General features: G+C 44.4%; 34 protein-coding genes. 28 read left to right on the top strand and 6 right to left on the bottom strand.

The genetic code is table 11. From position 1 onward, the window contains the following. The first annotated feature begins 104 nt into the window (after window positions 1–104). From V7K30_RS08855 to V7K30_RS08835, 5 genes are all read left to right on the top strand, one after another. Window positions 105–539 (top strand): hypothetical protein, encoded by a 435-nt coding sequence (locus tag V7K30_RS08855; RefSeq protein WP_334998706.1) that lies wholly within the window; start codon window positions 105–107, stop codon window positions 537–539. A gap of 337 nt (window positions 540–876) precedes the next feature. Further along, the gene (locus V7K30_RS08850; protein WP_334998705.1) at window positions 877–2,166 is read left to right on the top strand and encodes a cation:proton antiporter; all 1,290 of its coding nucleotides are present in this window, start codon (window positions 877–879) and stop codon (window positions 2,164–2,166) included. 340 nt (window positions 2,167–2,506) lie between these two features. Next, entirely contained in the window at window positions 2,507–4,717 is a 2,211-nt protein-coding gene (locus V7K30_RS08845; protein ID WP_334998704.1) for a cation:proton antiporter, read from the top strand. Window positions 4,718–4,721: 4 nt separating this feature from the next. Continuing rightward, window positions 4,722–5,222, top strand: a complete 501-nt coding sequence (locus V7K30_RS08840; RefSeq protein WP_334998703.1) for a hypothetical protein — start codon at window positions 4,722–4,724, stop codon at window positions 5,220–5,222. An 80-nt stretch (window positions 5,223–5,302) separates the two neighbouring features. Then, window positions 5,303–6,148 carry an AMIN domain-containing protein gene (locus tag V7K30_RS08835; RefSeq protein ID WP_334998702.1) on the top strand — a complete coding sequence of 282 codons (846 nt, stop codon included), beginning with the start codon at window positions 5,303–5,305 and terminating at the stop codon, window positions 6,146–6,148. A gap of 195 nt (window positions 6,149–6,343) precedes the next feature. On the opposite strand, the gene V7K30_RS08830 is transcribed toward V7K30_RS08835, so the two are convergent. Continuing rightward, on the bottom strand, window positions 6,344–6,514 hold the full coding sequence (locus V7K30_RS08830; RefSeq protein WP_334998701.1) for a hypothetical protein: 171 nt from the start codon (window positions 6,512–6,514) through the stop codon (window positions 6,344–6,346). A 212-nt stretch (window positions 6,515–6,726) separates the two neighbouring features. After that, window positions 6,727–8,646, bottom strand: coding sequence for a transketolase C-terminal domain-containing protein (locus V7K30_RS08825; RefSeq protein ID WP_334998700.1), 1,920 nt, complete (start codon window positions 8,644–8,646; stop codon window positions 6,727–6,729). 410 nt (window positions 8,647–9,056) lie between these two features. Here V7K30_RS08825 and V7K30_RS08820 point away from each other — a divergent pair, with 410 nt between their 5' ends. Continuing rightward, window positions 9,057–9,821 carry a DeoR/GlpR family DNA-binding transcription regulator gene (locus V7K30_RS08820; RefSeq protein WP_334998699.1) on the top strand — a complete coding sequence of 255 codons (765 nt, stop codon included), beginning with the start codon at window positions 9,057–9,059 and terminating at the stop codon, window positions 9,819–9,821. Window positions 9,822–9,937: 116 nt separating this feature from the next. Here the strand turns inward: V7K30_RS08820 and V7K30_RS08815 are convergent, their stop codons facing one another. Then, window positions 9,938–10,477, bottom strand: coding sequence for a DUF3172 domain-containing protein (locus V7K30_RS08815; protein WP_334998698.1), 540 nt, complete (start codon window positions 10,475–10,477; stop codon window positions 9,938–9,940). A gap of 594 nt (window positions 10,478–11,071) precedes the next feature. On the opposite strand from V7K30_RS08815, the gene V7K30_RS08810 reads away from it, so the two are divergent. Continuing rightward, window positions 11,072–11,899, top strand: a complete 828-nt coding sequence (locus V7K30_RS08810) for an ABC transporter permease (RefSeq protein ID WP_334998697.1) — start codon at window positions 11,072–11,074, stop codon at window positions 11,897–11,899. A gap of 61 nt (window positions 11,900–11,960) precedes the next feature. Here the strand turns inward: V7K30_RS08810 and V7K30_RS08805 are convergent, their stop codons facing one another. Continuing rightward, window positions 11,961–12,491 carry a hypothetical protein gene (locus tag V7K30_RS08805; RefSeq protein ID WP_334998696.1) on the bottom strand — a complete coding sequence of 177 codons (531 nt, stop codon included), beginning with the start codon at window positions 12,489–12,491 and terminating at the stop codon, window positions 11,961–11,963. A gap of 46 nt (window positions 12,492–12,537) precedes the next feature. Here V7K30_RS08805 and V7K30_RS08800 point away from each other — a divergent pair, with 46 nt between their 5' ends. Next, window positions 12,538–13,029, top strand: a complete 492-nt coding sequence (locus V7K30_RS08800; RefSeq protein ID WP_334998695.1) for a GNAT family N-acetyltransferase — start codon at window positions 12,538–12,540, stop codon at window positions 13,027–13,029. Between the two features lie 55 nt (window positions 13,030–13,084). On the opposite strand, the gene V7K30_RS08795 is transcribed toward V7K30_RS08800, so the two are convergent. Together V7K30_RS08795 and V7K30_RS08790 are read right to left on the bottom strand one after the other, a co-directional pair. Further along, on the bottom strand, window positions 13,085–13,561 hold the full coding sequence (locus V7K30_RS08795) for an NAD(P)H-quinone oxidoreductase subunit N (RefSeq protein ID WP_334998694.1): 477 nt from the start codon (window positions 13,559–13,561) through the stop codon (window positions 13,085–13,087). 511 nt (window positions 13,562–14,072) lie between these two features. Then, complete coding sequence (locus V7K30_RS08790; RefSeq protein ID WP_334998693.1) at window positions 14,073–14,264, bottom strand: hypothetical protein; 192 nt, start codon at window positions 14,262–14,264, stop codon at window positions 14,073–14,075. Between the two features lie 245 nt (window positions 14,265–14,509). Between V7K30_RS08790 and rplC the strand changes: the two genes are divergently transcribed. The 20 genes from rplC (at window position 14,510) to V7K30_RS08690 (ending at window position 25,952) form a co-directional block, all read left to right on the top strand. After that, window positions 14,510–15,142 carry a 50S ribosomal protein L3 gene (rplC, locus tag V7K30_RS08785; protein ID WP_334998692.1) on the top strand — a complete coding sequence of 211 codons (633 nt, stop codon included), beginning with the start codon at window positions 14,510–14,512 and terminating at the stop codon, window positions 15,140–15,142. Window positions 15,143–15,347: 205 nt separating this feature from the next. Further along, window positions 15,348–15,986, top strand: coding sequence for a 50S ribosomal protein L4 (rplD, locus tag V7K30_RS08780; protein WP_334998719.1), 639 nt, complete (start codon window positions 15,348–15,350; stop codon window positions 15,984–15,986). Continuing rightward, window positions 15,979–16,293 (top strand): 50S ribosomal protein L23, encoded by a 315-nt coding sequence (locus V7K30_RS08775; protein ID WP_179068331.1) that lies wholly within the window; start codon window positions 15,979–15,981, stop codon window positions 16,291–16,293. The genes rplD and V7K30_RS08775 overlap by 8 nt, the downstream gene beginning before the upstream one ends. 155 nt (window positions 16,294–16,448) lie before the next feature. After that, on the top strand, window positions 16,449–17,312 hold the full coding sequence (gene rplB / locus V7K30_RS08770) for a 50S ribosomal protein L2 (protein WP_334998691.1): 864 nt from the start codon (window positions 16,449–16,451) through the stop codon (window positions 17,310–17,312). 143 nt (window positions 17,313–17,455) lie between these two features. After that, window positions 17,456–17,734, top strand: a complete 279-nt coding sequence (gene rpsS, locus V7K30_RS08765) for a 30S ribosomal protein S19 (RefSeq protein ID WP_012410721.1) — start codon at window positions 17,456–17,458, stop codon at window positions 17,732–17,734. Window positions 17,735–17,815: 81 nt separating this feature from the next. Continuing rightward, window positions 17,816–18,172 (top strand): 50S ribosomal protein L22, encoded by a 357-nt coding sequence (gene rplV / locus V7K30_RS08760; RefSeq protein ID WP_196518347.1) that lies wholly within the window; start codon window positions 17,816–17,818, stop codon window positions 18,170–18,172. 53 nt (window positions 18,173–18,225) lie between these two features. Further along, a complete protein-coding gene (gene rpsC, locus V7K30_RS08755) occupies window positions 18,226–19,008 on the top strand; it encodes a 30S ribosomal protein S3 (RefSeq protein WP_104906403.1) in 783 nt (260 codons plus the stop codon). Window positions 19,009–19,112: 104 nt separating this feature from the next. Then, a complete protein-coding gene (gene rplP / locus V7K30_RS08750; RefSeq protein ID WP_114081985.1) occupies window positions 19,113–19,538 on the top strand; it encodes a 50S ribosomal protein L16 in 426 nt (141 codons plus the stop codon). 3 nt (window positions 19,539–19,541) lie between these two features. Then, window positions 19,542–19,769, top strand: a complete 228-nt coding sequence (gene rpmC, locus V7K30_RS08745) for a 50S ribosomal protein L29 (RefSeq protein ID WP_334998690.1) — start codon at window positions 19,542–19,544, stop codon at window positions 19,767–19,769. A gap of 6 nt (window positions 19,770–19,775) precedes the next feature. Beyond that, a complete protein-coding gene (gene rpsQ / locus V7K30_RS08740) occupies window positions 19,776–20,024 on the top strand; it encodes a 30S ribosomal protein S17 (protein ID WP_100901244.1) in 249 nt (82 codons plus the stop codon). Window positions 20,025–20,070: 46 nt separating this feature from the next. After that, the gene (gene rplN / locus V7K30_RS08735) at window positions 20,071–20,439 is read left to right on the top strand and encodes a 50S ribosomal protein L14 (protein WP_069070772.1); all 369 of its coding nucleotides are present in this window, start codon (window positions 20,071–20,073) and stop codon (window positions 20,437–20,439) included. Beyond that, a complete protein-coding gene (gene rplX, locus V7K30_RS08730) occupies window positions 20,439–20,792 on the top strand; it encodes a 50S ribosomal protein L24 (protein ID WP_334998689.1) in 354 nt (117 codons plus the stop codon). The genes rplN and rplX overlap by 1 nt, the downstream gene beginning before the upstream one ends. A 110-nt stretch (window positions 20,793–20,902) precedes the next feature. Further along, the gene (rplE, locus tag V7K30_RS08725; RefSeq protein ID WP_012410713.1) at window positions 20,903–21,451 is read left to right on the top strand and encodes a 50S ribosomal protein L5; all 549 of its coding nucleotides are present in this window, start codon (window positions 20,903–20,905) and stop codon (window positions 21,449–21,451) included. 20 nt (window positions 21,452–21,471) lie between these two features. Continuing rightward, window positions 21,472–21,873: a 30S ribosomal protein S8 gene (gene rpsH, locus V7K30_RS08720; RefSeq protein WP_012410712.1), complete on the top strand. Its 402-nt coding sequence runs from the start codon at window positions 21,472–21,474 to the stop codon at window positions 21,871–21,873. Window positions 21,874–21,972: 99 nt separating this feature from the next. Continuing rightward, on the top strand, window positions 21,973–22,521 hold the full coding sequence (gene rplF, locus V7K30_RS08715; protein ID WP_334998688.1) for a 50S ribosomal protein L6: 549 nt from the start codon (window positions 21,973–21,975) through the stop codon (window positions 22,519–22,521). 2 nt (window positions 22,522–22,523) lie between these two features. Then, window positions 22,524–22,886 (top strand): 50S ribosomal protein L18, encoded by a 363-nt coding sequence (rplR, locus tag V7K30_RS08710; protein WP_334998687.1) that lies wholly within the window; start codon window positions 22,524–22,526, stop codon window positions 22,884–22,886. 107 nt (window positions 22,887–22,993) lie between these two features. Then, the gene (gene rpsE, locus V7K30_RS08705; RefSeq protein WP_094349099.1) at window positions 22,994–23,521 is read left to right on the top strand and encodes a 30S ribosomal protein S5; all 528 of its coding nucleotides are present in this window, start codon (window positions 22,994–22,996) and stop codon (window positions 23,519–23,521) included. Window positions 23,522–23,569: 48 nt separating this feature from the next. Then, window positions 23,570–24,013, top strand: a complete 444-nt coding sequence (rplO, locus tag V7K30_RS08700; protein ID WP_190727939.1) for a 50S ribosomal protein L15 — start codon at window positions 23,570–23,572, stop codon at window positions 24,011–24,013. Window positions 24,014–24,087: 74 nt separating this feature from the next. Continuing rightward, window positions 24,088–25,401 carry a preprotein translocase subunit SecY gene (gene secY, locus V7K30_RS08695; protein WP_334998686.1) on the top strand — a complete coding sequence of 438 codons (1,314 nt, stop codon included), beginning with the start codon at window positions 24,088–24,090 and terminating at the stop codon, window positions 25,399–25,401. Further along, complete coding sequence (locus V7K30_RS08690) at window positions 25,401–25,952, top strand: adenylate kinase (RefSeq protein WP_334998685.1); 552 nt, start codon at window positions 25,401–25,403, stop codon at window positions 25,950–25,952. Before secY ends, V7K30_RS08690 begins: the two co-directional genes overlap by 1 nt. The last annotated feature ends 95 nt before the right edge of the window (window positions 25,953–26,047 follow it).

The following is a 26,047-nucleotide window of genomic DNA, read 5'->3' as shown; positions in this document are numbered from 1 at the left end:
ACTCCTAACTCCTAACTCCTAACTCCTAACTCCTAACTCCTAACTCCTAACTCCTAACTCCTAACTCCTAACTCCTAACTCCTAACTCCTAACTCAGCACTCTTATGACACCAACTTTATTTGGTCGCTGGCAAACTCGATTATTATTACTTGCAACTGTCGGCGTACTTGTATCTTTACCATTTGCAATTGGTTGGATTGGTTTTAGTGCTAACTCAGTATATTTTTGGATACTTGGTTATGTCACCATCTTTGGTTTAGGCTGGGATGTACTTTATGACTATCTGCAAAAATCGCGCTGGGATAGAGATTGGCCGGCAATTTATCAACTCTTAGCTGGTATATGGGAATTGGTGTTTGTATTTTGTGGAGTCAAACTGTTTGGTTTCTTACCAATACCTTTACCAAAAGAGGAACTTTTGCCAGCAGCTTTTCTATTACACTATAGCGTCGTGTGGCTAGCAGTTTTTATTAGTTCACAAAGTCTGATGCGAATTATCTTTCCCCGTTGGCGTTTCCGGGGTGGAGAGTGGTTGTAAAACCTCAAATCCCCAAAATCTTCAATTTGTTTTTCCCTACTTACTTACAGCCTTAGCCTTTTTCATCTATTTGAACCACAATCCCCTGTAGGGGCGTACAAATGTGCGCCCCTACCTTATGCTTTAATTACCTAAAAATTACTGTAAGCAAAAATCAACAATTAAATAGCAAATTTAAAAAATCACATATGGCGGTTTTAGTTTGGATGCAATATGTTGTATTGACGTACAGTTGTGTGCGTCGCTATGAACATTGGTTGGGAGTTTAATCCCCATCAAAATTGTCCCTAATCCATAATCCCTAGTTCAATGCAGAGACGTAAATTAAGGAAGTGCAATGTCGAATTTTGATCTGGTTATTCAGCTATTTCTACAACTCACAGTTATTTTAGCCACTTGTCGCATCGTCACGATTTTAGGACGCCGCTATCTTGGTCAAACCGATGTTGTTTGCGAAATGATTGCAGGCGTAATGCTAGGGCCATCACTTTTGGGATTGATTGCACCGCATTTTCAGCAATGGTTGTTTCCTAAGCTTCCTATTTTAACTGCTTTGGGAGACAAGATTCCCAACCCATCAATGTCGATTTTATATGCTATTAGCCAGATTGGGTTGGTAATTTATATGTTTTTAATTGGTTTAGAGTTCAACACCAAACTCTTAAAACATCATATCAAAAGTGCAAGTTTGCTATCTGCTGCCGGAATTATCACTCCCTTTATTTTAGGAGCGATCGCATCTTTTTGGTTGTATCACAATGGCGATTTTTTTCAATCAAAAGTAACGCCTTGGTCAGCCGCTTTGTATCTAGGTGCGTCAATGACAATTACGGCATTTCCCATGTTAGCTCGCATTCTTTACGAACGCGGTCTTGCCCAAACCCGCTTCGGTACTTTGGCCTTAGGTGCAGCATCGGTAGATGATGCAGTTGCTTGGTGTTTGCTGGCGATTGTACTTGCTAGCGTCAAAAATTCTTTGAGCATCGCCATATTAGCAATTGGTGGTGGCATTTGCTACGTGCTATTTGCGATTTTTCTCGGTCAACCTCTACTGCAAGCGTTCACACGCATGACAAAACGCGATGCAGGTGTGAACAGACAAACCCTAACTTTAATGTTGATAATTTTGATGTTTTGTGCGTGGTTTACCGATGTCACAGGCATCTATGCAATATTCGGTGCTTTTGTGCTGGGAGCAGTGACACCACGCGGAGAATTCGCCCAACAAATTCGCCAACATACGGAGTTTTTAACTACTTCTTTTTTGTTACCGATGTTTTTTGTTTTCTCTGGACTGAACACTCAAATTGGACTGGTAAACACACCTACTTTGTGGGGAATTACGCTCTTAATTATTGCGATCGCAATTCTTGGCAAAGGTGTTGCTTGTATGTTGGCGGCAAAATTAGCCGGGGAAAATTGGCGGGAATCTGCAACTATCGGCGCTCTGATGAATGCTCGTGGTTTAATGGAGTTAATCATCCTCAATATTGGTCTTGAACAAGGTATAATTACCCCAACTTTATTCACTATCATGGTTATTATGGCAGTTATTACTACCCTTATGGCATCACCACTGATTGCCTTTTTGCTGCACGGTACAAGCTATGATAAATCTTCTGCTTAAGGATATTTAAATATAAAATTAATTACCTAGTAATTGGGTAAAATTATCTGCTTTGACTCTGCTTATAACCGCTAATTTGTTTGTAGTGGCCTTTAAACACCATTACAAACTGACTGTCTATCTATTACCTATTTTATTGATATCGGTAATTCGTAAGTTCTTCTAGATTGAGCTACTAAAATCATCAGAATTCATTTTTAACTTCTGTAACTGCGCCCTCACAGCAATTGACATAACAACGAAGCACAAATTAATCTTGGGTGTATCTAACAAGCTTGACATTTTCGAGTCTTTTAAAGAATCATCTTAGAAAAACCAGATAGTTAATTTTGAGGAAACCATGCACATAGTTATTCTCGTTCTGGTTGAAGTGCTGATTATTATTGGGCTTTCACGGCTAGTAGGGCTAGGATTCCGTTCCATTAAGCAACCGCTGGTAATTGGTGAGATTGTCGCCGGGATTATGCTCGGCCCATCCTTATTTGGTTTAGTTGCTCCTCATTTAGCAGTTTCCTTGTTTCCACCAGAAACTTTTCCTTTTCTAAATGTTTTGTCTCAGGTGGGACTAATATTTTTCATGTTTCTGATTGGGCTAGAACTAAATCCTAAATACCTCAGCGGGCAATTAGAAGTAGCGGTTTTAACTTCTCATGTAAGTATTTTGGTGCCGTTTTCTCTAGGAACATTGCTAGCGGTGCTACTTTATCCCCTAGTTTCTAATGCAAGTGTATCCTTCACCGCCTTCGCGTTGTTTTTGGGGGCGGCGATGTCGATTACTGCCTTTCCAGTGTTGGCGCGAATCATTACTGAAAACAATTTACAAGGAACGCGTTTAGGAACGTTGGCGTTAACTTGTGCAGCAGTGGATGATGTGACAGCTTGGTGTCTCTTGGCAGTAGCGATCGCTGTGGCCCGAACTGGTGACTTTGCTGGTGCGATACCCACAATTATCGCCAGTATAGTTTACATTGCCTTGATGTTGACGGCGGGACGTTGGTTCCTCCAACGCCTTGCCAAACACTACCTGCGTGCGGGACGCCTGAGCCAATTGCTGCTAGCTGGGATTTATATGGGCGTGGTTGCGTCAGCACTAATCACCGAACTAATTGGTATTCACTTAATTTTTGGGGCATTTTTATTGGGAGCAGCCATGCCCAAAAATGAAGATTTAGTGCGGGAATTGGCAGTAAAAACCGAAGATTTTGTTTTGATATTCTTGCTGCCAATATTTTTTGCCTACAGTGGTTTAAAGACGCAGATTGGCTTACTCAACCGTCCAGAATTGTGGCTTTTGTGTGCGTTGATTTTAGGAGTGGCGATCGCAGGTAAATATGTTGGCACCTATGTAGCAGCCCGTGTGAGTGGCATTAATAAACGGGAAGCCTCGGCACTCGGTTGGTTAATGAATACTCGCGGCTTAACCGAATTGATAGTGCTAAACATTGGTCTAGAGTTAGGGGTAATTTCCCCCTTAATATTTACCATGCTGGTAATTATGGCATTGGTAACTACATTCATGACCTCGCCACTGCTGGAATGGACATATCCGAAGAAGCTGATCAGGTTAGATATGGTAGAACCGGAATCGGAAGCAGAAACAGGTATAGGCATCTCTGCTGGAAGTGAAGCTTCCCCTCATCCTTTCCGAATTTTGGTGCCAGTGGCTAATCCAACTACCCAAAAAGGTTTAGTACAGTTGGCAGTAGCGTTGGCGCAGCCCGCCGTCGGTATTGCTCTCAATTACCGATATCCTGCCGTTGTTAACCCCCTCAGTCTGATTGAATTTGAAGAAGATTATGCCTTTGAAAGTACGCCAGTTGAAGCAGACAGATTAATCGCCCAGCGCCGCCACCAACTAGAAGAATTGATTAATACTCTCGAACCGCCAGAAACTCGTTCTTGTGTGCATCCTATCGTTCGCATATCCAGCAACGTTGCCCGCGAAACAGCACAAATTGCCACATTAGAACAAGTTGATTTAATTCTCGTGGGCTGGCATCGGCCGGCTTTTAGTAGTAATCGTTTAGGTGGACGAGTCGGACAAATGCTTACCACTGCACCAGTGGATGTGGCAGTGTTTGTAGATAAAGGCAAAGAGCGATTAGAGAGTTTATTAGTACCTTATTCTGCAAATATTCATGATGATTTAGCACTAATACTAGCTCTGAGACTGCTAATCAATCGTGAGACTTGTATGTTGCAGATATTACAGATAGTAGCAAATAATACCAAGGAAGAATTGAATTATGAACTACACACGATGATGGAGCAATTACCCACCAGTGTACGCGATCGCATTGAAATCAAAATTGTCGAAGCCCCAGAACCAATCCAAGCCGTAATTAAAGCCTCACAAAGTGTTGACCTAACTATTGCTGGTACCAGCCGCGCTTGGGGTATCGAGCGCCAAACCTTGGGAAGATATACAGATCAATTAGCTATCCAATGTCGTTCCTCCCTGCTGATTACCCGCCGCTACAGTCAAGTCACCGCTCACCTTGCCTCTATGCTTCCTGAGGTTAGTAGTCAAGAGCCAACATTAAGGAGTTGAAATCATGAATCATTTCAACTTCAAATCTTTGGCTTTTTACGGAGTAGCAATAATTTCAGTGCTACTGTTGTTTAAAACCGTAAGTGTTTATGGGGAAAACAATCTCAAGGCTCCTCCTCCAGTTAACGGCCGCTATCGTCTAACCCTGGCTGAGAATTTGCCTAACTGTGAAAAATCGGATACTCTGACGTTAAACATTGAGCAGTCGGGTATTTACTTAAATGCCTCTGTATTACCAGCAAACGCTAACGCCGATACTGACGAAAAGCACTCTCTGGCAGGCATCTTCAGAAATCAACAGTTAAATTTATCTGGAAAAGTTGGCAGATCAATCCTTTGTAATATTCCTCGCCCCCAAAATGATCCCCTGAATTCAGTCACAATTCAAATGCAACTTGTGGATAAAGGTAATATGACAGGTCAATTAACCGTAAATGGCATTCCCCAAACCCTGAAATTTACCGCTGTGCCCGAAAAAGCTGAGGAAAAATCTCAGAAGTTATAAATTGGGGAGTGGGGATTTAAAGCGCGAAGTAAACAGCAATGTGACCACATTGTATGGGTTTTATGGAGCAGATAAAAAGAATGGATCAGGGACTAAAGACTAGGCAATTTTGCCAATGGCGCAAGCAGGTATTTAGCATCAGTCTATTAGGCTTTTGTGCAGCGATCGCCCTCGAAACTTGCACTACTGCTGCTACACCAGTGGCAAAGCTAGATAATTGGCGTTTTTCCCCCAAAACACAGCAACTCGAAATCACCCTCTCAGCAGGCACAACCCCCCGTTATTTCTACCTGGCACAACCCCCTCGTCTGGTTGTAGATTTACCGAATACTAAGTTAGGCAAAGTTATCACCCAACAAAATTATTCTGGAGCAATCAAAAGCATTCGCGTTTCTCAACTGAACGCTAACGCCACACGCATTGTCCTAGATTTAGCACCAGGGACTGTTTTTAATCCCAAACAGGTACAACTGCAACCCGTTTCCCGAAAAAACCCAACTCGCTGGGTTTTACGTCCGGTTATTTCTGGTAAAACTACTGCCGTTAAACCAGGAAATTCCCCACCTTCACCCAAAAAACAGCCTCAAACACCCTATAAATCACAGCTGCCTAGCAACTTACCCGTAACCACTAGTAATCCACAACCGCCCTTACTCACAGTTCCGCCTCCATCCAATGAACTGCCTTCAACAATTACTAATAACTCAGGACAGCCTTTTGTCACTGTACCTCCCCTAACTCCGAATACACCCTCTCAACAAATTGATTCAACTCTTCCCCCTGCTACTTTCCCAAATCAATCAGGCAATTTGAATAGCGTTCCTCCTTTGGTTAGGTCTGACTTTCCAGTTCCAACAGTCCCTAATGTTCCCGATCCCCAGGTGATCGAGTTTGGTCAACCTTTACCCAAAACCAAATTCAAATAGGGCATGGGGCATTGGGGATTGGGCATGAAAAATCGAATCAATGCCCAATCCCCAATGCGCCATGCCCTAATAATGTTGTGCCTCTAGCTATATAGCGCTTATAGTTTGGATGCAATACACTCTGACCTCTCTCCTAAAAGGCTGCGGTGTATACACAAGTCCTAAAAACTTAGCTTGATTAGGCTTTCCTCATTCTCATGCAATGGCATTGTCAGTCCATGCATTAGCATTGCCAGTCGATGCATTAACATTGTCAGTCGATGCATTAGCATTGCCAGTCGATGCATTAGCATTGCCAGTCGATGCATTAACATTGTCAGTCGATGCATTAACATTGTCAGTCGATACATTGGCATTGCAGGTCAACAGACTAAAGGAAGAGAAGGAAGAAATGCTTAACTGAACTGTATTGAAGTCTGTATTAGACTCAACTGAGAACCGCTATATATAGCGTTTCCTAATGACATGAAGTACATCATAGCCCCCTCCTCGCTTGCGGGGAGGGGGTTGGGGGTGGGGTTCTTGTACTTCACTCAACTGAGAACCGCTATATGTAGCTTGATGAAAGCAAAATGATATTACCTTCCTCCAACTAACTCCTTCACCTTGTTAATAATGCTGACTGGATCGATACCTTGATATGGGTACTGTTCCCATAAACCACCGCAACCTTCTTTATGAGTTCCAAGATGGGCATATTTAGGAGTCAACCCGCGCTCTAGCAGCCAAGAACCGAAACGGCTGCCTAAGCCTGTCCGCCGGTTGAAGGCTTCTACTACAAGGACAAAAGGAGCGTTACCAATTTTGGTAATCATTTCTTCATCAATGATGTTTAAAGTTGGTTTGTTAATTAAACCAATGTCTAGCCCTTCTTGCTTAAGACGCTCTACAGCGTCAACGGCACGGTAGAGAGCATCACCAAAACTGATGATATAACCTTGCGTCCCCTCTCGGACAACCTCATCTTTACCAGGAACAAACTTGTAGCCACTTCCAAATAAATCATTGCCGTTGCTGTCTTGAATATTGGGCACTTTGGAACGGGTGGAGAAAATAAACCGCAGTCCAGGCTCATGGAACACAGCTTCTACACAAGCTGTCATTTGATTAACATCTGCGGGGAAGTACAACTGTGTTTCGTAGCCATCATCCAAGCCATTGTCCGCAAACATATTGTTCAAACCGAAGTGGCAGGTGTTATCTGCCATGTCATCTATACCCGCATGGGAAAAGTGGCACAGGACATTGGAATAGTTCAGCCTTGCCATCGTAATTTCTGAGATACACATTTCTAAGAAGGCGCTGAAAGTCCCAAAAATACCTTGCTTACCCTCTTCCATCCCGAATCCAGCAGCAGCAGAAAAGTTGCTCCGTTCCATGATGCCAGAGGAAATAAATATCTCAGGGTAGGTATCGTGAATTTTCTTCAAACCGCAGGAGCCTTCTAAATCGCTATCAATGACCTTGACTTTCTCTTTACGCTCCGCCTCACTCATGCGACTAAGGACAGATACCACGGCTTCACCAAACACATTCCGGTTAGCACCCCATTTGTCACTAGAACCCAGAAATGTATATGTTTGCTTGGGTTTCTTAATACTCTTCAAGTATTCGATCGCCGCAGTTTGTCCACGAGATTCTAGATATTTAATTGCTAAATCTACAGAAATTACATCATGACCATGAGTGGAGCCTTCTAAACCTTCAATACCAGGACACATCGGGCGTTTATTGATGAGAGCGATCGCTCCGGGAGTATTCGCAGCTTCACAAAGCCGACGGTATAAATCGTCTAAGTCTTCCCCGTCTCCCTGAAGTACCTTCAAGCCGTGGCCTTCTAAGGTTTTGGCGACACTGAAACCAGGTAAATATTTAGAAGGATGTCCAGCGATCGTTACATCATTGTCATCAATGATCAGTTTGACGTTGAGATGTTGAGCAACAGCTAAACGAGCAGCTTCAGCGTCGTTACCTTCCTGCTGAGAGCCATCAGAACCGAGACAGAAAACAACTTTGCCTGGATTTGCGATCGCCACACCATTGATGTAAGGCCAAATATGCCCCAGCCGTCCAGAACTAAATTTCACACCAGGAGTTAGTCCTAGTTCGGGGTGTCCTGGCAAATGGGCATGTGCTTGGCGATAACGTAAAAGTTGCTCGGCAGGTAAGTCACCATGCAACGTTGCCATCAGATATTGCGTGGCGACTCGATGTCCTGCCTCATCAAAGAAAATCGGCACAAATTGCTCCGATGCCCCCCGAAAGAAGGCATCGAGGATCATCACCTCTGGTACTGTATCGTATGGGCCACCAGTATGACCACCCACTCCGCTAGCAGCGCCAGTCGCTGTAAAAAAGACGATCGCATCCCGGCAGAGTTGAATATTTGCTTTTAGAGTCTCTCGCTGTTCAGCTGTGAGACTCGAATTAGCTGGATTGAGTGCTAAAGGTTTATAAGCACCGAGATCAATTGGAAATTGGGTATCAATAATAGTCATGGCTTATTTAGTAAAGGGGACTGGGGACTGGTGATTAGGGATTAGGGATTGGGAACTCTGACAATTCAGGTCATCTGGAAAACCTCTCTCTAAATCTCTCTCCTAAAAGGAGAGAGACTTTGAATTTTCCCCCTTCCCGCCGTCGGGAAGGGGGTTAGGGGGTTAGGTTTTTCGTGGATTTTTCCACATGACCTGAATTGTCAGATTGGGAGCTAAAGCCAACCTACTCGGAACCATTGTGGAACCATTTGGTTTCATCAAATGCCAAAATCAATACATTTAACTATGCGTGAATGTGCTTGAATTCAATTTAAGTTACGGATTACCGTACACAAACCTGCATATCAATAAGTATAAACTCACAAACGTGCAATTTCAAGTTGAAAAACGCAATTTCAGGAAAATTAATTATGCTAACTGCTGAACGACGACAATTTATCTTAGAAATTCTTCGTCGTGATAAAAAGGTGCTTTCAACAGAACTTAGTGCTGTTCTGAAGGTTTCTGAGGATACGATTCGGCGGGACTTGCGAGAACTGGCAGAAACTGGACTATTGCAACGCGTTCATGGGGGAGCGCTCCTCAAATCTCCAGCCACCGCTAGTTATGCCGATCGCCAAAAGCAAGCGCCCAAAGAAAAGGAAGCGATCGCTCGGACAGCAGCAAAATTAGTTTGTACAGGACAGGTGGTGATTTTAGATGGAGGTACGACAACTCTCCAGGTGACACGTCATTTGCCCCTAGATTTGCAAGCAACAGTCATCACAAATAGTCCGCCAATTGCCCTTGCTTTAGCAGAACATCCCCATATAGAGGTTGTGATGTTAGGTGGACAACTCTACAAAAAAGCCTTGGTGAATGTAGGTACTGTCACGATTGAGACATTACGGATGATTCGTGCAGATTTGTGTATGTTGGGAGTTTGCAGTTTGCATCCAGAGATTGGGATTAGTGTACCTAACCTAGATGAAGCGCACGTCAAACGAGCCATGATTGCTGGATCGGCTGAGGTAGTAGGATTAGTGACAGCAGAAAAATTGGACACGGCTGCTCCTTATCTAGTGGAGTCCATTCGTGCCCTGACTTACCTAGTAACAGCACCTACAGTATCTAATAATATGCTGAGTGCTTACAAAGCTTTAGGTTTGACCATTATACGTGATGAGTACGCATGATCTGATTTGGCAAATGCGATCGCTGGGGACTGGGGAGAGAAGGAGAATAACTCCTAACTCCTGTACAGACGCGATTAATCGCGTCTCTCAACACTCCCCATGCCCAATGCCCAAATCTAAAATCTGTCCGTTTCTTGAGGCGTTCCAACTGCTCCTGGTTGAGCCGTGAAGAAGTTTTGAGCCGCTTCATTCTGATATATGCACCTAATATCAGGTTTGTCACTGTCCAAGTTACCTGTAAAGCCAAAGGTGTTCAGGCGATTTTTGCACTCATTTACCTGATCAGATGTCACCAACTTACGTTGCTCTAAAAGCGCCCAGTTATTTTGTCGGATCACACATCCAGGACGCATACTCGGCTGGGCAACATAGACATTAAAGGGGTTGAGAGTGACGAACAGTCTAGCGTCCATGACCATCGCGCTGGCTCCGTACTGCACACAAATTTCTGGGTTTGGTGCTTTGGTGTCAATAAATTCACGGGAAGCCACATTTGATGGGGCCAACGTGGTTGTAGAACTAAAAGCAATGCCAATTCCAATTCCCAAAATTAACACCCCTCCCATAATTGCGATTGTGAAGAGGTTAAACATAGGGGATTGGAAAATAGAGGGTTTAGAAGTAGTAGCTGATCTACCAGGGGGTTTACGTCTCATTGTTGCTTAATCACCTTCACGTCGATTTTGGAGGGAGTGGTCTAAAGTTTTCTCTCTATTTTCAGTATGCCTAGTCTTGACTGTAATTGCCTGCAATTTTCTGTGCGATATTCTTGTTAAATGAGAAAAATAGTAAATTGTCTAGATAATTTAGTATCCGTAAACAAAGTTTGTTAATAAGCAGTTCTAGCCCTTAGTCCGAACCAATATTAGTTTTACATTACTGAAAATACTTGATTTTCTTCTTGTTTGACCAAAATTTAAACCTTATCGTCTGTTGTTTATATCTTGAATAATTGGTGAGTATTTTCTTTATTAGATCGTTAACTAATTGTTATTAGTTATGACTCTTTATCCTGTTTGACTTGCTTAATCGGTTTTATATTTTGTTGGTAAATTATACCATATTTTTGATTATTGCCAGATAGTCTTAATTTAATTTTCACAATTAATGTAATCAGAATGCTTTGATTACCAGGCTTTTGTTGTTAATTTGAAATTTTTAGGATGAGATATTTTTTTACCCCTAGTAATTGATATATCAAACAATGTAAATTAATACTTAATGAAATTTTGATAAGTAATAGAAAGCACGTGACATCTCAAAGAGCGCTACTTTCGGGCAAGAGTTTCAAAACTTCGCAACTGCAAATGCTTCTAGCTGATAGTCTGACTATTTTTTGGGGAGATTGGTTAGATTTACGTGTGAGAATCGTACAAGTTGCTGCATCAGGCTTAATATCTCCACTGATATATATTTTAGCTTTTGGCTTGGGTTTGGGTAGTTCCATCAAACCCGGCTCAGGAATTAGTGGTAACTATAACAACTATTTGGAGTTCATATTACCGGGGATGGTGGCGCTATCGTCGATGACGATTAGCTTTGGTGGAACGACATTTTCGATTTGTGGAGACAGACTATTTACCAAAACCTTCGAGGAATTGTTGTTAACTCCTATACACCCCTTAGCCTTGCACATTGGAAAAATGCTGGCGGGAGTAGTGCGAGGGTTGATGACATCCGGTTCCGTGATTTTGGTAGCGCTGCTGTTGACTGGAAACTGGAATTTTCTCAACCCACTATTTCTACTGTTGGTGGTGCTGAATTGTGCGGTATTTGCTGGATTAGGGGTGATTGTGGGGTTGAGTGTGCGATCGCTCGAATCAGTTGGACTCTACAACAATTTTATAATTATCCCCATGTCATTCTTAGGAGCGACCTTCTTTGACCCTGGCACATTACCAGCTGCCCTCAAAGTCGTAGTTTACCTGTTACCGTTGACCTACGCCAGCATCGGACTGCGTGCAGCTGCCCATTTACCCTTGTCCGAGTTTCCTTGGTATAGCATACCGATTTTGCTAGTGATAGCGATCGCTCTTTCTCTGTGGGGTGGTTATAAATTCGCTCACCAACAAGATTAAAGTAATTCGTAATGACGCTCGTGGACTCGCTAACGTAATTCGTAATTCGTTAAAGCTTTCATTACAACGTCTGCTTTAACTGTTGAATTTTCTGTAAAACTTTTTCCCGATGCTGCGTCAGCTTGATCCATCGGGGCAGGCGGCTGGCAAGACTGCCATTGTGCCAGCCTAATGTGTCATCTGGCAAACGTTCTCGCAACCTTGATTGAACATAGCTTTCCAGGAAGTTCAAATGTGGTTCATTATACGCCCAAAGCACTTGACCGCAACAGGAAGTTTGTAACCACAGGGGCAAGCCAAAAAAATGGTCTAATATTCCATAGCTGGAATTGCTTTTAGCTATGTAATTCTTTTGCCACAATAGTAATGTAGCTTTTCGCTTCCTATCCTTTGACTGTTGTTTTGTATAGCTACAGTGCTGACAGGTAATTCTTTTGATTGAACCCAGACTTGATTGCTCAGAGTTCACAGTCAATATTTTGGCAGTGCGTAGGCGCAGCCCGCCGTAGGCATCGCATTGTGGACAACGAACTAAAATTTCTTGCTCAAAATCAGCCAGCCTTTTACCATAGTCTCTAAATCTTATAACCATTCCAGATACCCACTTCTACCGTTTCTGCAACAGAATTCCAGAACTTATGCTGATCCGCCCCGCCACAACAGCTGACGTACCCGCAGTTTTACCAATGGTTGCCAAAATTTGTGCTTTGCATGAGTCTTGGGATTCCGCCAAGTATAGTTTTCTGGCGCATCCAGAACAGCGTTATGAACAATGGTTGACGCGTTTGGCAAATAGCGATGGCTTTGCCGACGCTTCCAGCGTACATAGCGTATTTCTAGTATCCGAAAATGAAGGGCAACTTGTAGCTTTTCTGGTGGCGACAATTGAGCGAGAAATACCAATTTATCGGTTACAGGAATTTGCTTTTATTCATGATATCTGGGTTGAGCCGGAACATCGCCAAAACGGAATTGTGCGGCAGATGGTGATGCTAAGTGTTGAACGCTTTCATCAGATGGGCATCAAGCAAATTCGTCTAGATACAGCAGTTGCTAACGAGGCTTCACGACAGTTATTTACATCTTGTGGTTTTCGACTTAGCATTATTGAAATGCTGAGAGAGTTATGAGTGAGGAGTTAGGAGTTTGAAATTTTTAACTCCTAACTCCTAACTTTTGTAAGTGTTAGCTAGCTAACAGAGTTTTTTCTAGAGAAGTCCAACGGAAGGCGCGATTGCCACCTCTCTCGATTACTACTCTAACTCGTGGTTCTAGCTGAGGCAAATTCGCTAAATACTCAAGTTCCTCATTGGAAAGAATATGCCCTTCAATAATCCACAAGACCAGCCCCTTTGACTTTGGTGGTAGCTGTTCTAGATGAGAATTGAGAATTGGTGGCAGATAGTACACCTGACCTACTGCCGCACCGCTACCAGTACTTTTTTTACCAAGATGAGGAGGTCTGACTCCATGAATTCTTGTGAGATAGGCAGCTACGTCGCCCAGTCCCTTGGCAGTAATGTGGAGGGTGGTATAGCCAGCTGCGCGTAGTCGCCGCTGATATCGACCTTCATAACCCCCTTCCAGAGGTACATACACTCCAAGAGCGCCAAATTTTTCCAGATCGCGGATTAAACCGTTGCCAGTGGTAATTAGTGCCATAGATTTTCGTCTTATCCCACTTAGATATCTCTATTATTTACCCTGAACTGATAGATTAAAAGCGTTTTTTTGGGCATTGGGCATAGGTTATTTCCCCCCTGCTCCCTGCTCCCTGCTCCTCTGCTTCTTCCCCAGTCCCTACTCCCCAAAAATAGCTCTTTAAATTACTGGACAAATATAAATAAATAATTTATATTATTAGATTGTGACCAAACACGCAAATTAGGCTGTCTTCTTACTGTCATTCTGAGGTAGTGTTAGCATCCAAAGCTGATGATTCAATCCAAATAGGATAATCTAACTCAGATTGATCATAGACTGGTAAACTAAGAAAGCTTTCAGGTCAACATTGGAGCTTACGGACGAACAACTAAAGCTAATCCTAAGCTCCAGAGTACATTTACTCCTGTGCCTCTGAAAAAGCAGGCAAAATCTTAAACAATAGTTTAAGGTGTTTAAGGAAGTAAAACTGAGCAGCAATGTTGGTTTCATGGCATTACGTCAGTCTCAGTTAACGGATACTGGGTGGTAAAAACCGCTTAAGTCCAACTGCAACACGGCAGTAGCCAACCTCCGGGAAGCCGCCATATTGGGCGTATACAAATCGGAAAACCCGCCGACAGCGCTGCCTCCAGAAAGTGCCAGAGCAATTGCTTGGACGAAAGCATTGCTGCACACAGCTTAAAGCTGTAGCGCCTTGCATTGATTCCAGAAGTTACTCCTTCCCAACGGGAAGGGAATTGTAGCTGTTCTGGTGATCTATTGAGTGAAGCTAAACAGATTCACCAAGCAGTACGGACACGGTTTGTTGTGTCCGAAAGTCTTTGGAGCGGTTTATTTAAGCCATTCCAAATTTCGCAGGCTAATCCAGCCTAAACTGATGCGTACAAAGCGTGTCCTCTAGAGTCTAATTCCAAGGTCAGCAAGTAGAAAGGAGAACCAGTTACTGTGTCTGTAGGTATTCTCGGCACCAAGCTGGGCATGACCCAAATATTTGACGAAGCAGGAGTAGCCATTCCTGTGACTGTCATTCAAGCAGGGCCATGCACCGTTACACAAGTTAAAACAAAACAAACCGACGGTTACTTTGCCATTCAAGTTGGTTATGGCGAAGTCAAACCAAAGGCACTGAACAGACCACTACTGGGTCATTTGGCTAAATCATCTGCTCCAGCATTGCGTCACTTAAATGAATATCACACCGATAGCTCTGGTGATTATGCTTTAGGTCAGCAGATTAAAGCAGATATTTTTAGTGCAGGTCAAATTGTCGATGTCGTCGGCACAAGCATCGGTCGCGGTTTTGCAGGAAACCAGAAGCGCAACAACTTTGCTCGCGGTCCCATGTCACACGGTTCCAAAAACCACAAAGCGCCCGGTTCTATTGGTGCTGGTACAACACCAGGTCGTGTCTATCCAGGTAAGCGGATGGCAGGCCGTTTAGGTGGGAAACGCATCACAATCCGTAAGCTGACCATAGTGCGAGTTGATCCAGAACGCAACATATTGCTAATTAAGGGAGCCATTCCTGGTAAACCGGGCGCTCTGGTAAGTGTTGTGCCTGCAAAAATAGTGGGATAGTCAAAAGTCATTAGTCAAAAGTCATTAGTCATTAGTCATTGGCTAAGGACAAATGGCAAAAGACAAATGGCAAATGACGCCACGTGCTTCACTTGGGAAGACCCCAGACGCTTGCGGACTCGCTAACGCTGCGCTATCGGCCTTGGCGTCTCCCCTTGGGAGAAGACCGCAGTGGCTCACAAATGACAAAGGACAGATAACAAATATGGTTGAAAGCGTAGTTAAAAATTGGCAAGGAGAACAGGTCGGCGAGACGACCTTCGAGTTGCGCGTTGCCAAGGAAGAAACAGCGTCTCATATTGTGCACCGCGCCTTAGTACGGCAATTGACCAATGCTCGTCAAGGAAATGCCAGTACAAAAACTCGTGCTGAAGTCAGAGGTGGTGGCCGTAAACCTTGGCGGCAAAAAGGTACTGGTCGCGCTCGTGCCGGGTCTATTCGTTCACCACTGTGGCGTGGTGGTGGTGTGATCTTTGGGCCAAAGCCCAGAGACTTCAACCTCAAGTTGAACCGCAAAGAGCGACGTCTAGCACTGCGGACAGCATTTGTCAGCCGCATTGACGACTTGATAGTAGTAGAAGAATTTAGCACAGAGCTATCTCGCCCAAAGACTAAAGACTTAGTGGCAGCGCTTGCCCGTTGGGGAGTGGTACCAGAAAGCAAGTCACTGTTAATTTTGTTTGAGATTGCGGATACAGATAACGTTTATTTATCAGCCCGCAACATTGAAAATTTAAAACTAATTGCAGCCGACCAGCTAAATGTTTTTGATTTACTGCACGCTGACAAGATTGTAGTTACGGCATCAGCCCTAGAAAAAATTCAGGAGGTCTACAGTGCCTAGCTTTGACCCCCGTGACCTTGCCGACTTAGTGCGTCGCCCAATTGTTACCGAGAAGGCGACCATCTTGATGGAGCAGAATAAGTACACCTTTGAAGTAATCCCAAAGGCATCTAAGCCAGAAATCAAGGCTGCGATCGAAGACTTATTTCAGGTCAAAGTTGTAAAAGTCAACACCATCCTACCACCGCGTAAAAAACGGCGCGTTGGTAAATTTATTGGTTATAAACCCCAATATAAGCGAGCCATTATTACCGTCGCACCTGGGGATGAAGACAAGATTAGACAAGTCCTATTCCCAGAAGTCTAGGAATTTTAGATTTTAGGTTTTAGATTTTAGATTTAAGAGTTTACTGAATAAGTACCAAAGATGGTCGCAATTAGTTAAACACTCATTAAATCCAAAATCCAAAATCCAAAATTAAGTAAATCCAAAAATCCAAAATCCAAAATCCAAAATAGATTATGGGTACTCGTTCTTATCGCCCTTATACCCCCAGCACTCGCCAAGTTACAATCTCTGACTTTGCGGAAATTACAAAAACCGAGCCAGAGAAATCCCTAACCACCTCAAAGCATCGCGCTAAAGGTCGGAATAATCACGGGCGGATTACTAGTCGTCGCCGGGGTGGCGGACACAAACAACTTTACCGGATCATCGATTTTAAAAGGGATAAACATAATATTCCTGCCAAAGTCGCAGCGATTGAATACGATCCTAACCGCAATGCCCGAATTGCCCTTTTGTATTACCAAGACGGCGAAAAACGGTACATCCTCCATCCCAACGGGTTGAAAGTTGGAACAATAGTTATTTCTGGGACTGAAGCTCCCTTTGAAGATGGTAATGCCTTACCACTCTGGAAGATTCCCTTAGGTACTAGTGTTCACAACGTAGAATTGACTCCTGGTAAAGGTGGTCAAATCGTGCGGGCTGCTGGTGCTAGCGCTCAAGTTGTGGCAAAAGAAGGTAATTATGTAACTCTCAAGTTGCCTTCAGGAGAAGTCCGCTTGATTCGGCGCGAGTCCTACGCCACGATTGGGCAAGTAGGCAACACCGATGCTAGAAACCTGAGTGCAGGTAAAGCAGGACGAAATCGCTGGAAAGGTCGCCGTCCTAAGGTTAGAGGTAGCGTCATGAACCCCGTTGATCACCCACATGGTGGTGGTGAAGGTAGGGCACCTATCGGTAGATCAGGGCCTGTAACACCTTGGGGTAAACCCACATTGGGTGCGAAGACACGCAATCGCAAGAAACTTAGCAGCAAATTGATTATACGTCGTCGCCGTAAGTCTTCTAAACGCGGTCGCGGTGGTCGTGAATCATAGAATTTTAGATTTTAGATTTTGGATTTTAGATTGGCGTCTACTTGTGAACATTGAAAATTTGTGAAACTTGATTAAGACACCTAATTATCCAAAATCGGAAATTCTAAATCCTAAATCCTAAATCCTAAATCCAAAATTGAACTATGGGTCGTTCTCTAAAAAAAGGTCCTTTCGTTGCGGATCATCTCCTAAAGAAAATTGAAAAGCTCAACGACAACAACAGAAAAGAAGTTATTAAAACTTGGTCGCGAGCTTCGACAATTTTGCCCCTAATGGTAGGTCATACCATAGCTGTTCACAACGGACGCCAACACGTTCCAGTTTTTGTAAATGAACAGATGGTAGGACACAAGTTGGGTGAATTTGCCCCGACACGCACCTACAGGGGTCATGGAAAAAGCGACAAAAAAGCAGGTAGGTAGTTATTAGTCGTGAAGTCATTAGTCATTAGCTAAAGACAAGTGACAAATGACAAATGACAAATGACAAAATTGGAGAAAATTATGGCTAATGATACTACTGAAGTAAAGGCGATCGCTCGTTTTATCCGCATCTCGGCCTACAAAGTGCGTCGGGTACTCGATCAAATCCGGGGGCGCTCGTACCGAGAAGCACTAATTATCCTGGAATTCATGCCCTATCGCGCCACTGAACCCATATTGAAGGTTCTCAGAAGTGCTGCTGCCAATGCCGAACACAACGCTGGGTTAGATCGGACTCAACTAGTGATTACTCAGGCATACGCCGATCAAGGGCCGCCATTGAAGCGGTTCCAGCCAAGAGCGCAAGGTCGAGCTTACCAAATTCGCAAGCCGACGTGTCATATTACTGTGGCTGTTGCAGCCGCCCCAGAAAAATAAGCACGTTTACACGAATAAATTGCGTAAAGTAAGAAATCTTAGAGGAAGCATTCGTGGGACAGAAGATTCATCCAGTTGGTTTTCGCCTGGGTATTACACATGAACATCAATCCCGTTGGTTTGCTGTTCCTGATCGCTATCCAGAACTTTTACAAGAAGACTACAAACTCCGTCAATACATAGAACAAAAGCTGGGTAGACTGGCTCAAAACAACGCCGGAATTTCCGAGGTGCGGATTGAGCGCAAAGCCGACCAAATCGACTTAGAAGTCCGCACAGCTAGACCAGGCGTAGTAGTGGGCCGTGGTGGGCAAGGCATCGAATCCTTGCGTACCGGACTCCAAGGACTGTTGGGTAGTAATCGCCAAATTCGCATTAACGTAGTTGAAGTCCAACGAGTTGATGCTGATGCTTACCTAATTGCCGAATACATTGCTCAACAATTGGAACGCCGGGTTTCCTTTCGGCGGGTAGTGCGGCAATCGATTCAGCGGGCCCAACGCGCTGGTGTGCAAGGGATTAAAATCCAAGTCAGCGGCCGGCTCAACGGTGCAGAAATTGCCCGGACAGAGTGGACTCGTGAAGGTAGAGTGCCTTTACATACCTTACGGGCTGACATTGACTACTCTTATTGCACCGCAAAAACTGTTTACGGCATTTTGGGGATCAAAGTCTGGGTGTTTAAGGGAGAAATTATTCCTGGGCAGGAAGAAACTCCACTACCACCTGCAAGCCGTGATCGGGAACGCGATCCCCGCGATCGCGATCGTGAACCCCGTCGTCGTCAACAACAACGTCGTCGCCAGCAATTTGAAGACCGATCAAATGAAGGGTAAATGGGGACTGGGGACTGGGGACTGGGGACTGGGTAAGAATTCTCAATCCCCAATCCCTAATTCCCAATCCCTAATCCCCAGTACCTAGTACCCAGTAGCTAATCATGTTAAGCCCTAGAAGAACTAAATTCCGCAAACAACAGCGCGGACGGATGGAGGGACTAGCCACCCGTGGTAGCACCCTCAACTTCGGTGATTTTGCACTCCAAGCGCAAGAACCTGCTTGGATTACCTCCCGGCAAATCGAGGCTTCTCGTCGGGCAATGACCCGTTATATTCGTCGGGGTGGACAAATCTGGATTCGGATTTTCCCTGATAAACCTGTAACCATGCGTCCTGCTGAAACCCGGATGGGTTCTGGTAAAGGTAATCCAGAGTTTTGGGTAGCTGTAGTCAAGCCAGGGCGAATTTTGTTTGAAATCGGTGGGGTTTCTGAAGAAATCGCCCGTGAAGCTATGCGTTTGGCTTCATTTAAACTGCCTATAAAAACCAAGTTTATCGTGCGCTTTCAACCACAGGAGCAGGAGTAGCTTATGCCTCTTCCCAAGATTTCAGAAGCTAGACAATTAAGTGACGAGAAGCTCTCTGATGAAATTGTCGCTATCAAAAGACAACTATTTCAGTTGCGCTTGCAAAAAGCTACCAGACAACTAGAAAAACCCCACCAGTTTAGACAGATCCGACACCGCCTAGCCCAATTGCTGACATTAGAGACAGAACGCAAACGGGCAGCAAGTCAATCGGCTAAAGAAGAAAAGTAGGAGATTATGGCAGTTAAAGAACGAGTTGGCTTGGTAGTGAGCGATAAAATGCAAAAAACTGTGGTAGTTGCCATAGAAAACCGCGCTCCTCACCCCAAGTACGGCAAGATTGTGGTTAACACCCAACGATATAAAGTTCACGACGAAGAAAATAAGTGTAAAGTAGGCGATCGCGTTCGCATTCAGGAAACTAGACCCCTGAGTAAAACCAAGCGCTGGAAAATCACAGAAGTCCTGAACGTCAAGCCTACTTAAACCTCATCGTTGTTAGTTTCTAACAACATTACAAGGGAGAATAATTGTGATTCAACCCCAGACTTACTTGAATGTCGCTGATAATAGCGGCGCCCGCAAACTAATGTGCATCCGCATCTTAGGTGGAGGCAACCGCCGTTATGGTTTTATCGGCGATAAAATTATCGCCGTTGTCAAAGATGCTACACCTAACATGGCTGTAAAAAAGTCTGATGTTGTGGAAGCAGTAATTGTCCGCACTCGTAAAGCTGTAAGTCGTGACAGCGGCATGAGTATTCGCTTTGATGATAACGCCGCTGTGATTATCAACAAAGACGGTAATCCCAGAGGCACACGGGTTTTTGGTCCAGTTGCACGGGAACTGCGCGATAAAAACTTTACTAAAATTGTTTCTCTGGCTCCGGAGGTGCTTTAATGGCAACCAAACAGGGTACGCCCAAAGTATTCCACAAAATGCACGTCAAAACTGGCGACACTGTACAAGTGATTGCTGGCAAAGACAAAGGAAAAGTTGGCGAAATTACTCAGGCACTTCCCCAGCTGAGTAAAGTTATCGTCAAAGGTGTCAACATTAAAACCAAGCACGTCAAACCCCAGCAAGAAGGGGAATCAGGGCGGATTCTCACCCAGGAATTCCCGATTCATAGCTCCAACGTGATGCTTTATTCCACCAAGCAAAACGTTGCCAGTCGTGTTTGTTATACCTTTACCTCAGAAGGCAAAAAGGTCAGAAAACTCAAAAAAACTGGCGAGATTCTGGATAAATAAGAATTAGCCGACTTGAGATTTTAGATTTTAAATTTAATCCAAAATCCAAAATCTAAAATCCAAAATTAAAGGTTCCCTGACCAAGCCCAGGGATATCAGGACAAAAAACTATGGCGACAACAAGACTCAAAAGCTTATATCAAGAGACAATCGTCCCCAAACTGATCAATCAGTTTCAATATACCAACGTTCATCAAGTACCGAAGTTGGTAAAGGTTACTATTAACCGAGGTTTGGGTGAAGCAGCTCAAAATGCGAAGTCGCTAGAAGCATCCATCAACGAAATTGCCTTGGTAACAGGTCAAAAACCAGTGGTAACGCGAGCGAAAAAGGCGATCGCTGGCTTTAAAATTCGTCAAGGTATGCCTGTGGGGATCATGGTTACTCTCAGAGCCGAACGGATGTATGCCTTTTTCGACCGACTAGTTAGCTTATCATTGCCCAGAATTCGAGATTTTCGCGGCGTTAGCCCTAAAAGCTTTGACGGACGGGGTAACTATACTCTGGGTGTGAGAGAACAGCTAATTTTTCCAGAAGTCGAGTACGACAGTGTTGATCAAGTGCGTGGGATGGATATTTCCATCATCACCACAGCAAAAAACGACGAAGAGGGTCGCGCCTTACTTAAAGAATTAGGAATGCCCTTTCGCGATCAATAAGTTCATCTATAGAGGGAACGATGGCGGCTAACGACACAATTGCAGATATGCTGACGCGCATCCGCAATGCCAACCTGGCGCGGCATCAAACTACACAAGTGCCAGCGACAAAAATGACCCGGAGTATTGCCAAAGTACTACGGGAGGAAGGCTTTATTGCTGAAATCGAAGAAGCAGAAGAAGGGGTAAAGCACAACCTAGTGATTTCCCTGAAATACAAAGGTAAGAATCGTCAGCCTCTAATCACCGCCTTAAAGCGAGTGAGTAAGCCAGGCTTACGTGTTTACTCCAATAGAAAAGAATTACCAAGGGTACTAGGCGGTATTGGCATTGCCATTATTTCTACATCCAGTGGCATTATGACTGACCGCGAAGCGCGGCGTCAGAACTTGGGTGGTGAAGTGCTTTGCTACGTTTGGTAGTCACCAGAAGCGAGGAGTTAGGAGTGAGGAGTGAAAAGTTAGTTAGAAAAACTCATAACTCATAACTCGTAACTCATAACAGGATAAAGGACAAAAGTAATGTCTCGTATTGGTAAACGTCCAATTACTATTCCCGCCAAAGTTCAAGTGGCGATCGATGGTACGAATATTGTGGTGAAAGGCCCGAAAGGAGAACTTTCTCGCACTCTCACAGCTAATGTCTCACTCTCTCAAGAGGGAGAAATATTACACGTAACCCGTCGGGATGAAACTCGTACCTCAAAGCAACTGCACGGCTTAAGCCGCACTTTAGTTGCCAACATGGTCGAGGGGGTTTCCCAAGGTTTTCAGCGCCGTTTGGAAATTCAAGGTGTTGGTTACAGGGCACAACTTCAAGGGCGTAACCTGGTTTTAAATATGGGTTACAGCCATCAGGTACAAATTGTTCCCCCAGATGGAATTCAGTTTGCAGTCGAAGGTACGACTAATGTCATAGTTAGCGGCTATGACAAAGAAATCGTAGGTAACACAGCCGCAAAAATTCGCGCCGTTCGTCCACCAGAACCTTATAAAGGTAAAGGCATTCGCTATGCCGGTGAAGTGGTCAGACGGAAAGCTGGTAAGACTGGTAAGGGTGGTAAGAAGTAGAAATGAAACTTACTCGTAGAGAATCAAAAAACCGTCGTCATCGACGCGTTCGTGGCAAAGTTATTGGCTCCCCAGAACGTCCGCGTTTAGCGGTATTTCGTTCTAATGAGCATATTTATGCCCAGCTGATTGATGATAGTCAGCATCAAACCATAGTGGCAGCATCGACTTTAGAACCAGAGTTGAAATCTAGTTTAGCGACAGGCGCAAACCGCGACGCATCGGTGCAAGTTGGTAAGTTGATCGCAGTGCGATCGCTAGAAAAAGGCATCACCAAAGTAGTTTTCGATCGCGGTGGTAACTTATATCATGGTCGTGTCAAAGCCCTAGCTGATGCAGCACGCGAAGCTGGTTTAGATTTCTAAAGTCATTGGTCATTAGTCATTGGTCATTAGTCATTGGACAAATGACAAAAGACAAATGACAACTGACAAATGACAAAAGACAAATGACGTTCACCAGAGCATAAATTATGGCAACAGAGCGTAAAAGTAGAACAAAGCGTGCCAAAAAAGAAGAAACCACTTGGCAAGAGCGGGTAATCCAAATCCGCCGCGTGAGTAAGGTCGTCAAAGGTGGTAAAAAACTCAGCTTCCGAGCGATCGTTGTCGTCGGTAACGAACGCGGTCAAGTTGGTGTAGGAGTAGGCAAAGCCTCAGATGTAATTGGTGCCGTCAAAAAAGGCGTAGCCGATGGCAAAAAACACCTCATTGATATCCCAATCACCAAATCCAACTCCATCCCCCATCCCATTGATGGTGTCGGTGGCGGTGCGAAGGTGATGATGCGCCCAGCCTCACCTGGTACTGGGGTAATTGCTGGTGGTGCTGTGCGGACTGTGTTGGAATTGGCAGGAGTTCGTAACGTCTTAGCCAAGCAACTTGGCTCCAACAATCCGCTCAATAATGCTAGAGCCGCAGTCAATGCCTTATCTACATTGCGGACTCTTTCTGAAGTCGCCGAAGATCGCGGTATTCCTATTCAAAATCTCTACATTTAGTAGAGTCGCACTTACAGAGATTTTGTGTAAACAAGAACTAATTACATCATGAGACTCAACGATGTTAAGCCGCAAAAAGGCTCAAAGAAACGCAAGAAGCGTGTAGCCAGAGGTATTTCTGCCGGTCAAGGTGCCAGTGCTGGTCTAGGTATGCGAGGTCAAAAGTCTCGCTCTGGTAGTGGTACTCGACCCGGTTTTGAAGGTGGTCAACAGCCATTGTATCGCCGCTTACCTAAGCTGAAGGGCTTTCCGATTGTGAATCAGAAGATTTACACTACGATTAATGTAGAGAAGCTAGCCTCCCTTCCCGCTAATACGGAAGTAACTTTGACCTCCTTGAAGGCAGCAGGTATCCTGACTGCTGTGAAGGGGCCATTGAAAATTTTAGGTAACGGGGAATTGAGCACTCCGCTCAAGGTACAAGCGGCAGCTTTCACAGGTACAGCTCGTAGCAAAATTGAGGCAGCTGGTGGTAGTTGTGAAGTCTTATGAGTGAGCCGGAACAGCGCACTTAAATGGAAGTCAACTCGCTGTCAGCGCCTGGTTCACTATAAAGGTAGCACTCTATGATCAGTCGAGATAAAGCCCCAACGGCTCAAGAAACTTTTATGCAGATGGCACAAGCAGCCGGGCTGAGAGGTAGGCTGCTTGTCACCGTCGGTATTTTAATTTTGGTTCGCCTGGGCATCTTCTTGCCCATACCAGGCATTGATAGAGAGCGGTTTCACGAAGCCATATCGGGAAATAATTCTGTATTTGGTTTATTGGATATATTTTCAGGACGCGGACTTTCGACTTTGGGAGTCTTTGCGCTGGGGATTTTGCCCTTCATTAATGCGTCTATTATTATCCAATTACTTACCGCTGCAATTCCATCTTTAGAAAATTTACAGAAAAATGAAGGTGAAGCGGGGCGGCGGAAAATTTCGCAAATTACCCGATATGTCACTGTATGTTGGGCAATTATCCAAAGTACAGCTTTTTCGGCATTATTCCTCCAGCAATTTGCCTTAAAGCCAGGCCCAATCTTTGTAGCTGAAACAGCGATCGCTCTGACTGCTGGTTCCATGTTCGTAATGTGGACATCAGAACTAATTACAGAACGTGGGATTGGAAATGGAGCATCCTTGTTGATTTTTGTCAACATTGTCGCGTCATTACCAAAAGCTTTAGGGGATACGATCGATTTGGTGCAAGTCGGCGGTCGGGAAACAGTGGGTCGCGTGATAGTACTGATCTTAGTTTTCTTGGCAACCATTGTTGGTATTGTGGTTGTGCAGGAAGGAATGCGCCGCATCCCGATTATTTCGGCTCGTCGCCAAGTAGGTCGTCGAGTTTTGGCAGAGCAACGTAGCTTTTTACCCTTGCGGCTAAATCAAGGCGGCGTAATGCCAATTATTTTTGCCGCGGCCATCCTCAGTTTGCCACTGCTGATAGCCAATTTCGCCAAGAATGCCGAATTGGCAAATATAATTAACACTTATCTGAGTCCGAGCGGTTCTAGCTCATGGGTCTATGCCTTGGTGTACATGATTTCCATCGTTTTCTTCAGCTACTTCTATTCTTCGTTGATTCTCAACCCAGTAGATGTTGCACAAAACTTGAAAAAAATGGGTTCTAGCATTCCTGGCATTCGTCCCGGTAAGGCGACTAGTGAGTATATTGAGCGCGTATCAAACCGACTCACTTTTTTGGGTGCGATCTTTTTGGGACTGGTCGCTATTATTCCCACCGGTGTGGAAAGTGCTTTAGGAGTACCCACCTTTAAAGGATTGGGTGCTACCTCTCTGTTAATTCTAGTTGGTGTGGCGATTGATACGGCAAGACAAATCCAAACCTACGTGATATCTCAGCGCTATGAAGGAATGGTGAAACAATAGTGACGCGACTAATCTTCTTGGGACCACCTGGAGCTGGTAAAGGAACACAAGCTCAAACCTTGGCTGAACACTTGAATATTCCCCATGTTTCTACAGGTGAAATATTAAGACAAGCTATGAAAGAGCAAACTCTTTTGGGAATCAAGGCTCAAAACTATGTAAATAGCGGTGAGTTAGTACCCGATCAGCTAGTGCAGGACTTGGTACAGGAGCGCCTCAACCAACCAGATGCAGAAAATGGTTGGATTCTTGATGGTTTTCCCCGCAAAGTGACGCAAGCGGCTTTTCTAGAAGAATTGCTGGAAACAATACATCAGAGTGGCGAAAGGGTTGTCAATCTAGATGCACCAGATGAAGTTGTGATCGCACGTTTGCTAGCTAGAGGACGAAAAGATGATACCGAAGAGGTGATTCGTCGTCGGTTACAAGTTTACCGCGATGAAACTGCACCTTTAATTGATTATTATCGCGATCGCCAAAAACTTTTAACGGTAAATGGCAATCAGTCCCAAGAAGATGTCACTGGTGAACTCCAAAAGGTAATCGCTTGATGATTATGGAGATTATAGAGATGAGAAGGATGAGGGAGATCAGGTAATATTTTTCCCCCTGCTCCCTCATCTCCCCCATTCCCCCCTACTAAGAA

The organism is Nostoc sp. (assembly GCF_036917655.1).
In the GTDB taxonomy this organism is placed as follows: Bacteria; Cyanobacteriota; Cyanobacteriia; order Cyanobacteriales; family Nostocaceae; genus Nostoc.
Note: the sequence above shows the minus strand (reverse complement) of the source record. Positions and strands in the feature narration are given on the sequence as shown.

What these genes read in the sequence shown, in the direction of transcription:
- V7K30_RS08855 (WP_334998706.1), top strand. Translation starts at nt 105, where the DNA reads ATGACACCAACTTTATTTGGTCGCTGGCAAACTCGATTATTATTACTT.
- V7K30_RS08850 (WP_334998705.1), top strand. Translation starts at nt 877, where the DNA reads ATGTCGAATTTTGATCTGGTTATTCAGCTATTTCTACAACTCACAGTT.
- V7K30_RS08845 (WP_334998704.1), top strand. Translation starts at nt 2,507, where the DNA reads ATGCACATAGTTATTCTCGTTCTGGTTGAAGTGCTGATTATTATTGGG.
- V7K30_RS08840 (WP_334998703.1), top strand. Translation starts at nt 4,722, where the DNA reads ATGAATCATTTCAACTTCAAATCTTTGGCTTTTTACGGAGTAGCAATA.
- V7K30_RS08835 (WP_334998702.1), top strand. Translation starts at nt 5,303, where the DNA reads ATGGATCAGGGACTAAAGACTAGGCAATTTTGCCAATGGCGCAAGCAG.
- V7K30_RS08825 (WP_334998700.1), bottom strand. Translation starts at nt 8,646, where the DNA reads ATGACTATTATTGATACCCAATTTCCAATTGATCTCGGTGCTTATAAA.
- V7K30_RS08820 (WP_334998699.1), top strand. Translation starts at nt 9,057, where the DNA reads ATGCTAACTGCTGAACGACGACAATTTATCTTAGAAATTCTTCGTCGT.
- V7K30_RS08815 (WP_334998698.1), bottom strand. Translation starts at nt 10,477, where the DNA reads ATGAGACGTAAACCCCCTGGTAGATCAGCTACTACTTCTAAACCCTCT.
- V7K30_RS08805 (WP_334998696.1), bottom strand. Translation starts at nt 12,491, where the DNA reads ATGGTTATAAGATTTAGAGACTATGGTAAAAGGCTGGCTGATTTTGAG.
- V7K30_RS08800 (WP_334998695.1), top strand. Translation starts at nt 12,538, where the DNA reads ATGCTGATCCGCCCCGCCACAACAGCTGACGTACCCGCAGTTTTACCA.
- V7K30_RS08795 (WP_334998694.1), bottom strand. Translation starts at nt 13,561, where the DNA reads ATGGCACTAATTACCACTGGCAACGGTTTAATCCGCGATCTGGAAAAA.
- V7K30_RS08790 (WP_334998693.1), bottom strand. Translation starts at nt 14,264, where the DNA reads ATGCAAGGCGCTACAGCTTTAAGCTGTGTGCAGCAATGCTTTCGTCCA.
- rplD (WP_334998719.1), top strand. Translation starts at nt 15,348, where the DNA reads ATGGTTGAAAGCGTAGTTAAAAATTGGCAAGGAGAACAGGTCGGCGAG.
- rplB (WP_334998691.1), top strand. Translation starts at nt 16,449, where the DNA reads ATGGGTACTCGTTCTTATCGCCCTTATACCCCCAGCACTCGCCAAGTT.
- rpsS (WP_012410721.1), top strand. Translation starts at nt 17,456, where the DNA reads ATGGGTCGTTCTCTAAAAAAAGGTCCTTTCGTTGCGGATCATCTCCTA.
- rplV (WP_196518347.1), top strand. Translation starts at nt 17,816, where the DNA reads ATGGCTAATGATACTACTGAAGTAAAGGCGATCGCTCGTTTTATCCGC.
- rplP (WP_114081985.1), top strand. Translation starts at nt 19,113, where the DNA reads ATGTTAAGCCCTAGAAGAACTAAATTCCGCAAACAACAGCGCGGACGG.
- rpmC (WP_334998690.1), top strand. Translation starts at nt 19,542, where the DNA reads ATGCCTCTTCCCAAGATTTCAGAAGCTAGACAATTAAGTGACGAGAAG.
- rpsQ (WP_100901244.1), top strand. Translation starts at nt 19,776, where the DNA reads ATGGCAGTTAAAGAACGAGTTGGCTTGGTAGTGAGCGATAAAATGCAA.
- rplX (WP_334998689.1), top strand. Translation starts at nt 20,439, where the DNA reads ATGGCAACCAAACAGGGTACGCCCAAAGTATTCCACAAAATGCACGTC.
- rplE (WP_012410713.1), top strand. Translation starts at nt 20,903, where the DNA reads ATGGCGACAACAAGACTCAAAAGCTTATATCAAGAGACAATCGTCCCC.
- rpsH (WP_012410712.1), top strand. Translation starts at nt 21,472, where the DNA reads ATGGCGGCTAACGACACAATTGCAGATATGCTGACGCGCATCCGCAAT.
- rplF (WP_334998688.1), top strand. Translation starts at nt 21,973, where the DNA reads ATGTCTCGTATTGGTAAACGTCCAATTACTATTCCCGCCAAAGTTCAA.
- rplR (WP_334998687.1), top strand. Translation starts at nt 22,524, where the DNA reads ATGAAACTTACTCGTAGAGAATCAAAAAACCGTCGTCATCGACGCGTT.
- rpsE (WP_094349099.1), top strand. Translation starts at nt 22,994, where the DNA reads ATGGCAACAGAGCGTAAAAGTAGAACAAAGCGTGCCAAAAAAGAAGAA.
- rplO (WP_190727939.1), top strand. Translation starts at nt 23,570, where the DNA reads ATGAGACTCAACGATGTTAAGCCGCAAAAAGGCTCAAAGAAACGCAAG.
- secY (WP_334998686.1), top strand. Translation starts at nt 24,088, where the DNA reads ATGATCAGTCGAGATAAAGCCCCAACGGCTCAAGAAACTTTTATGCAG.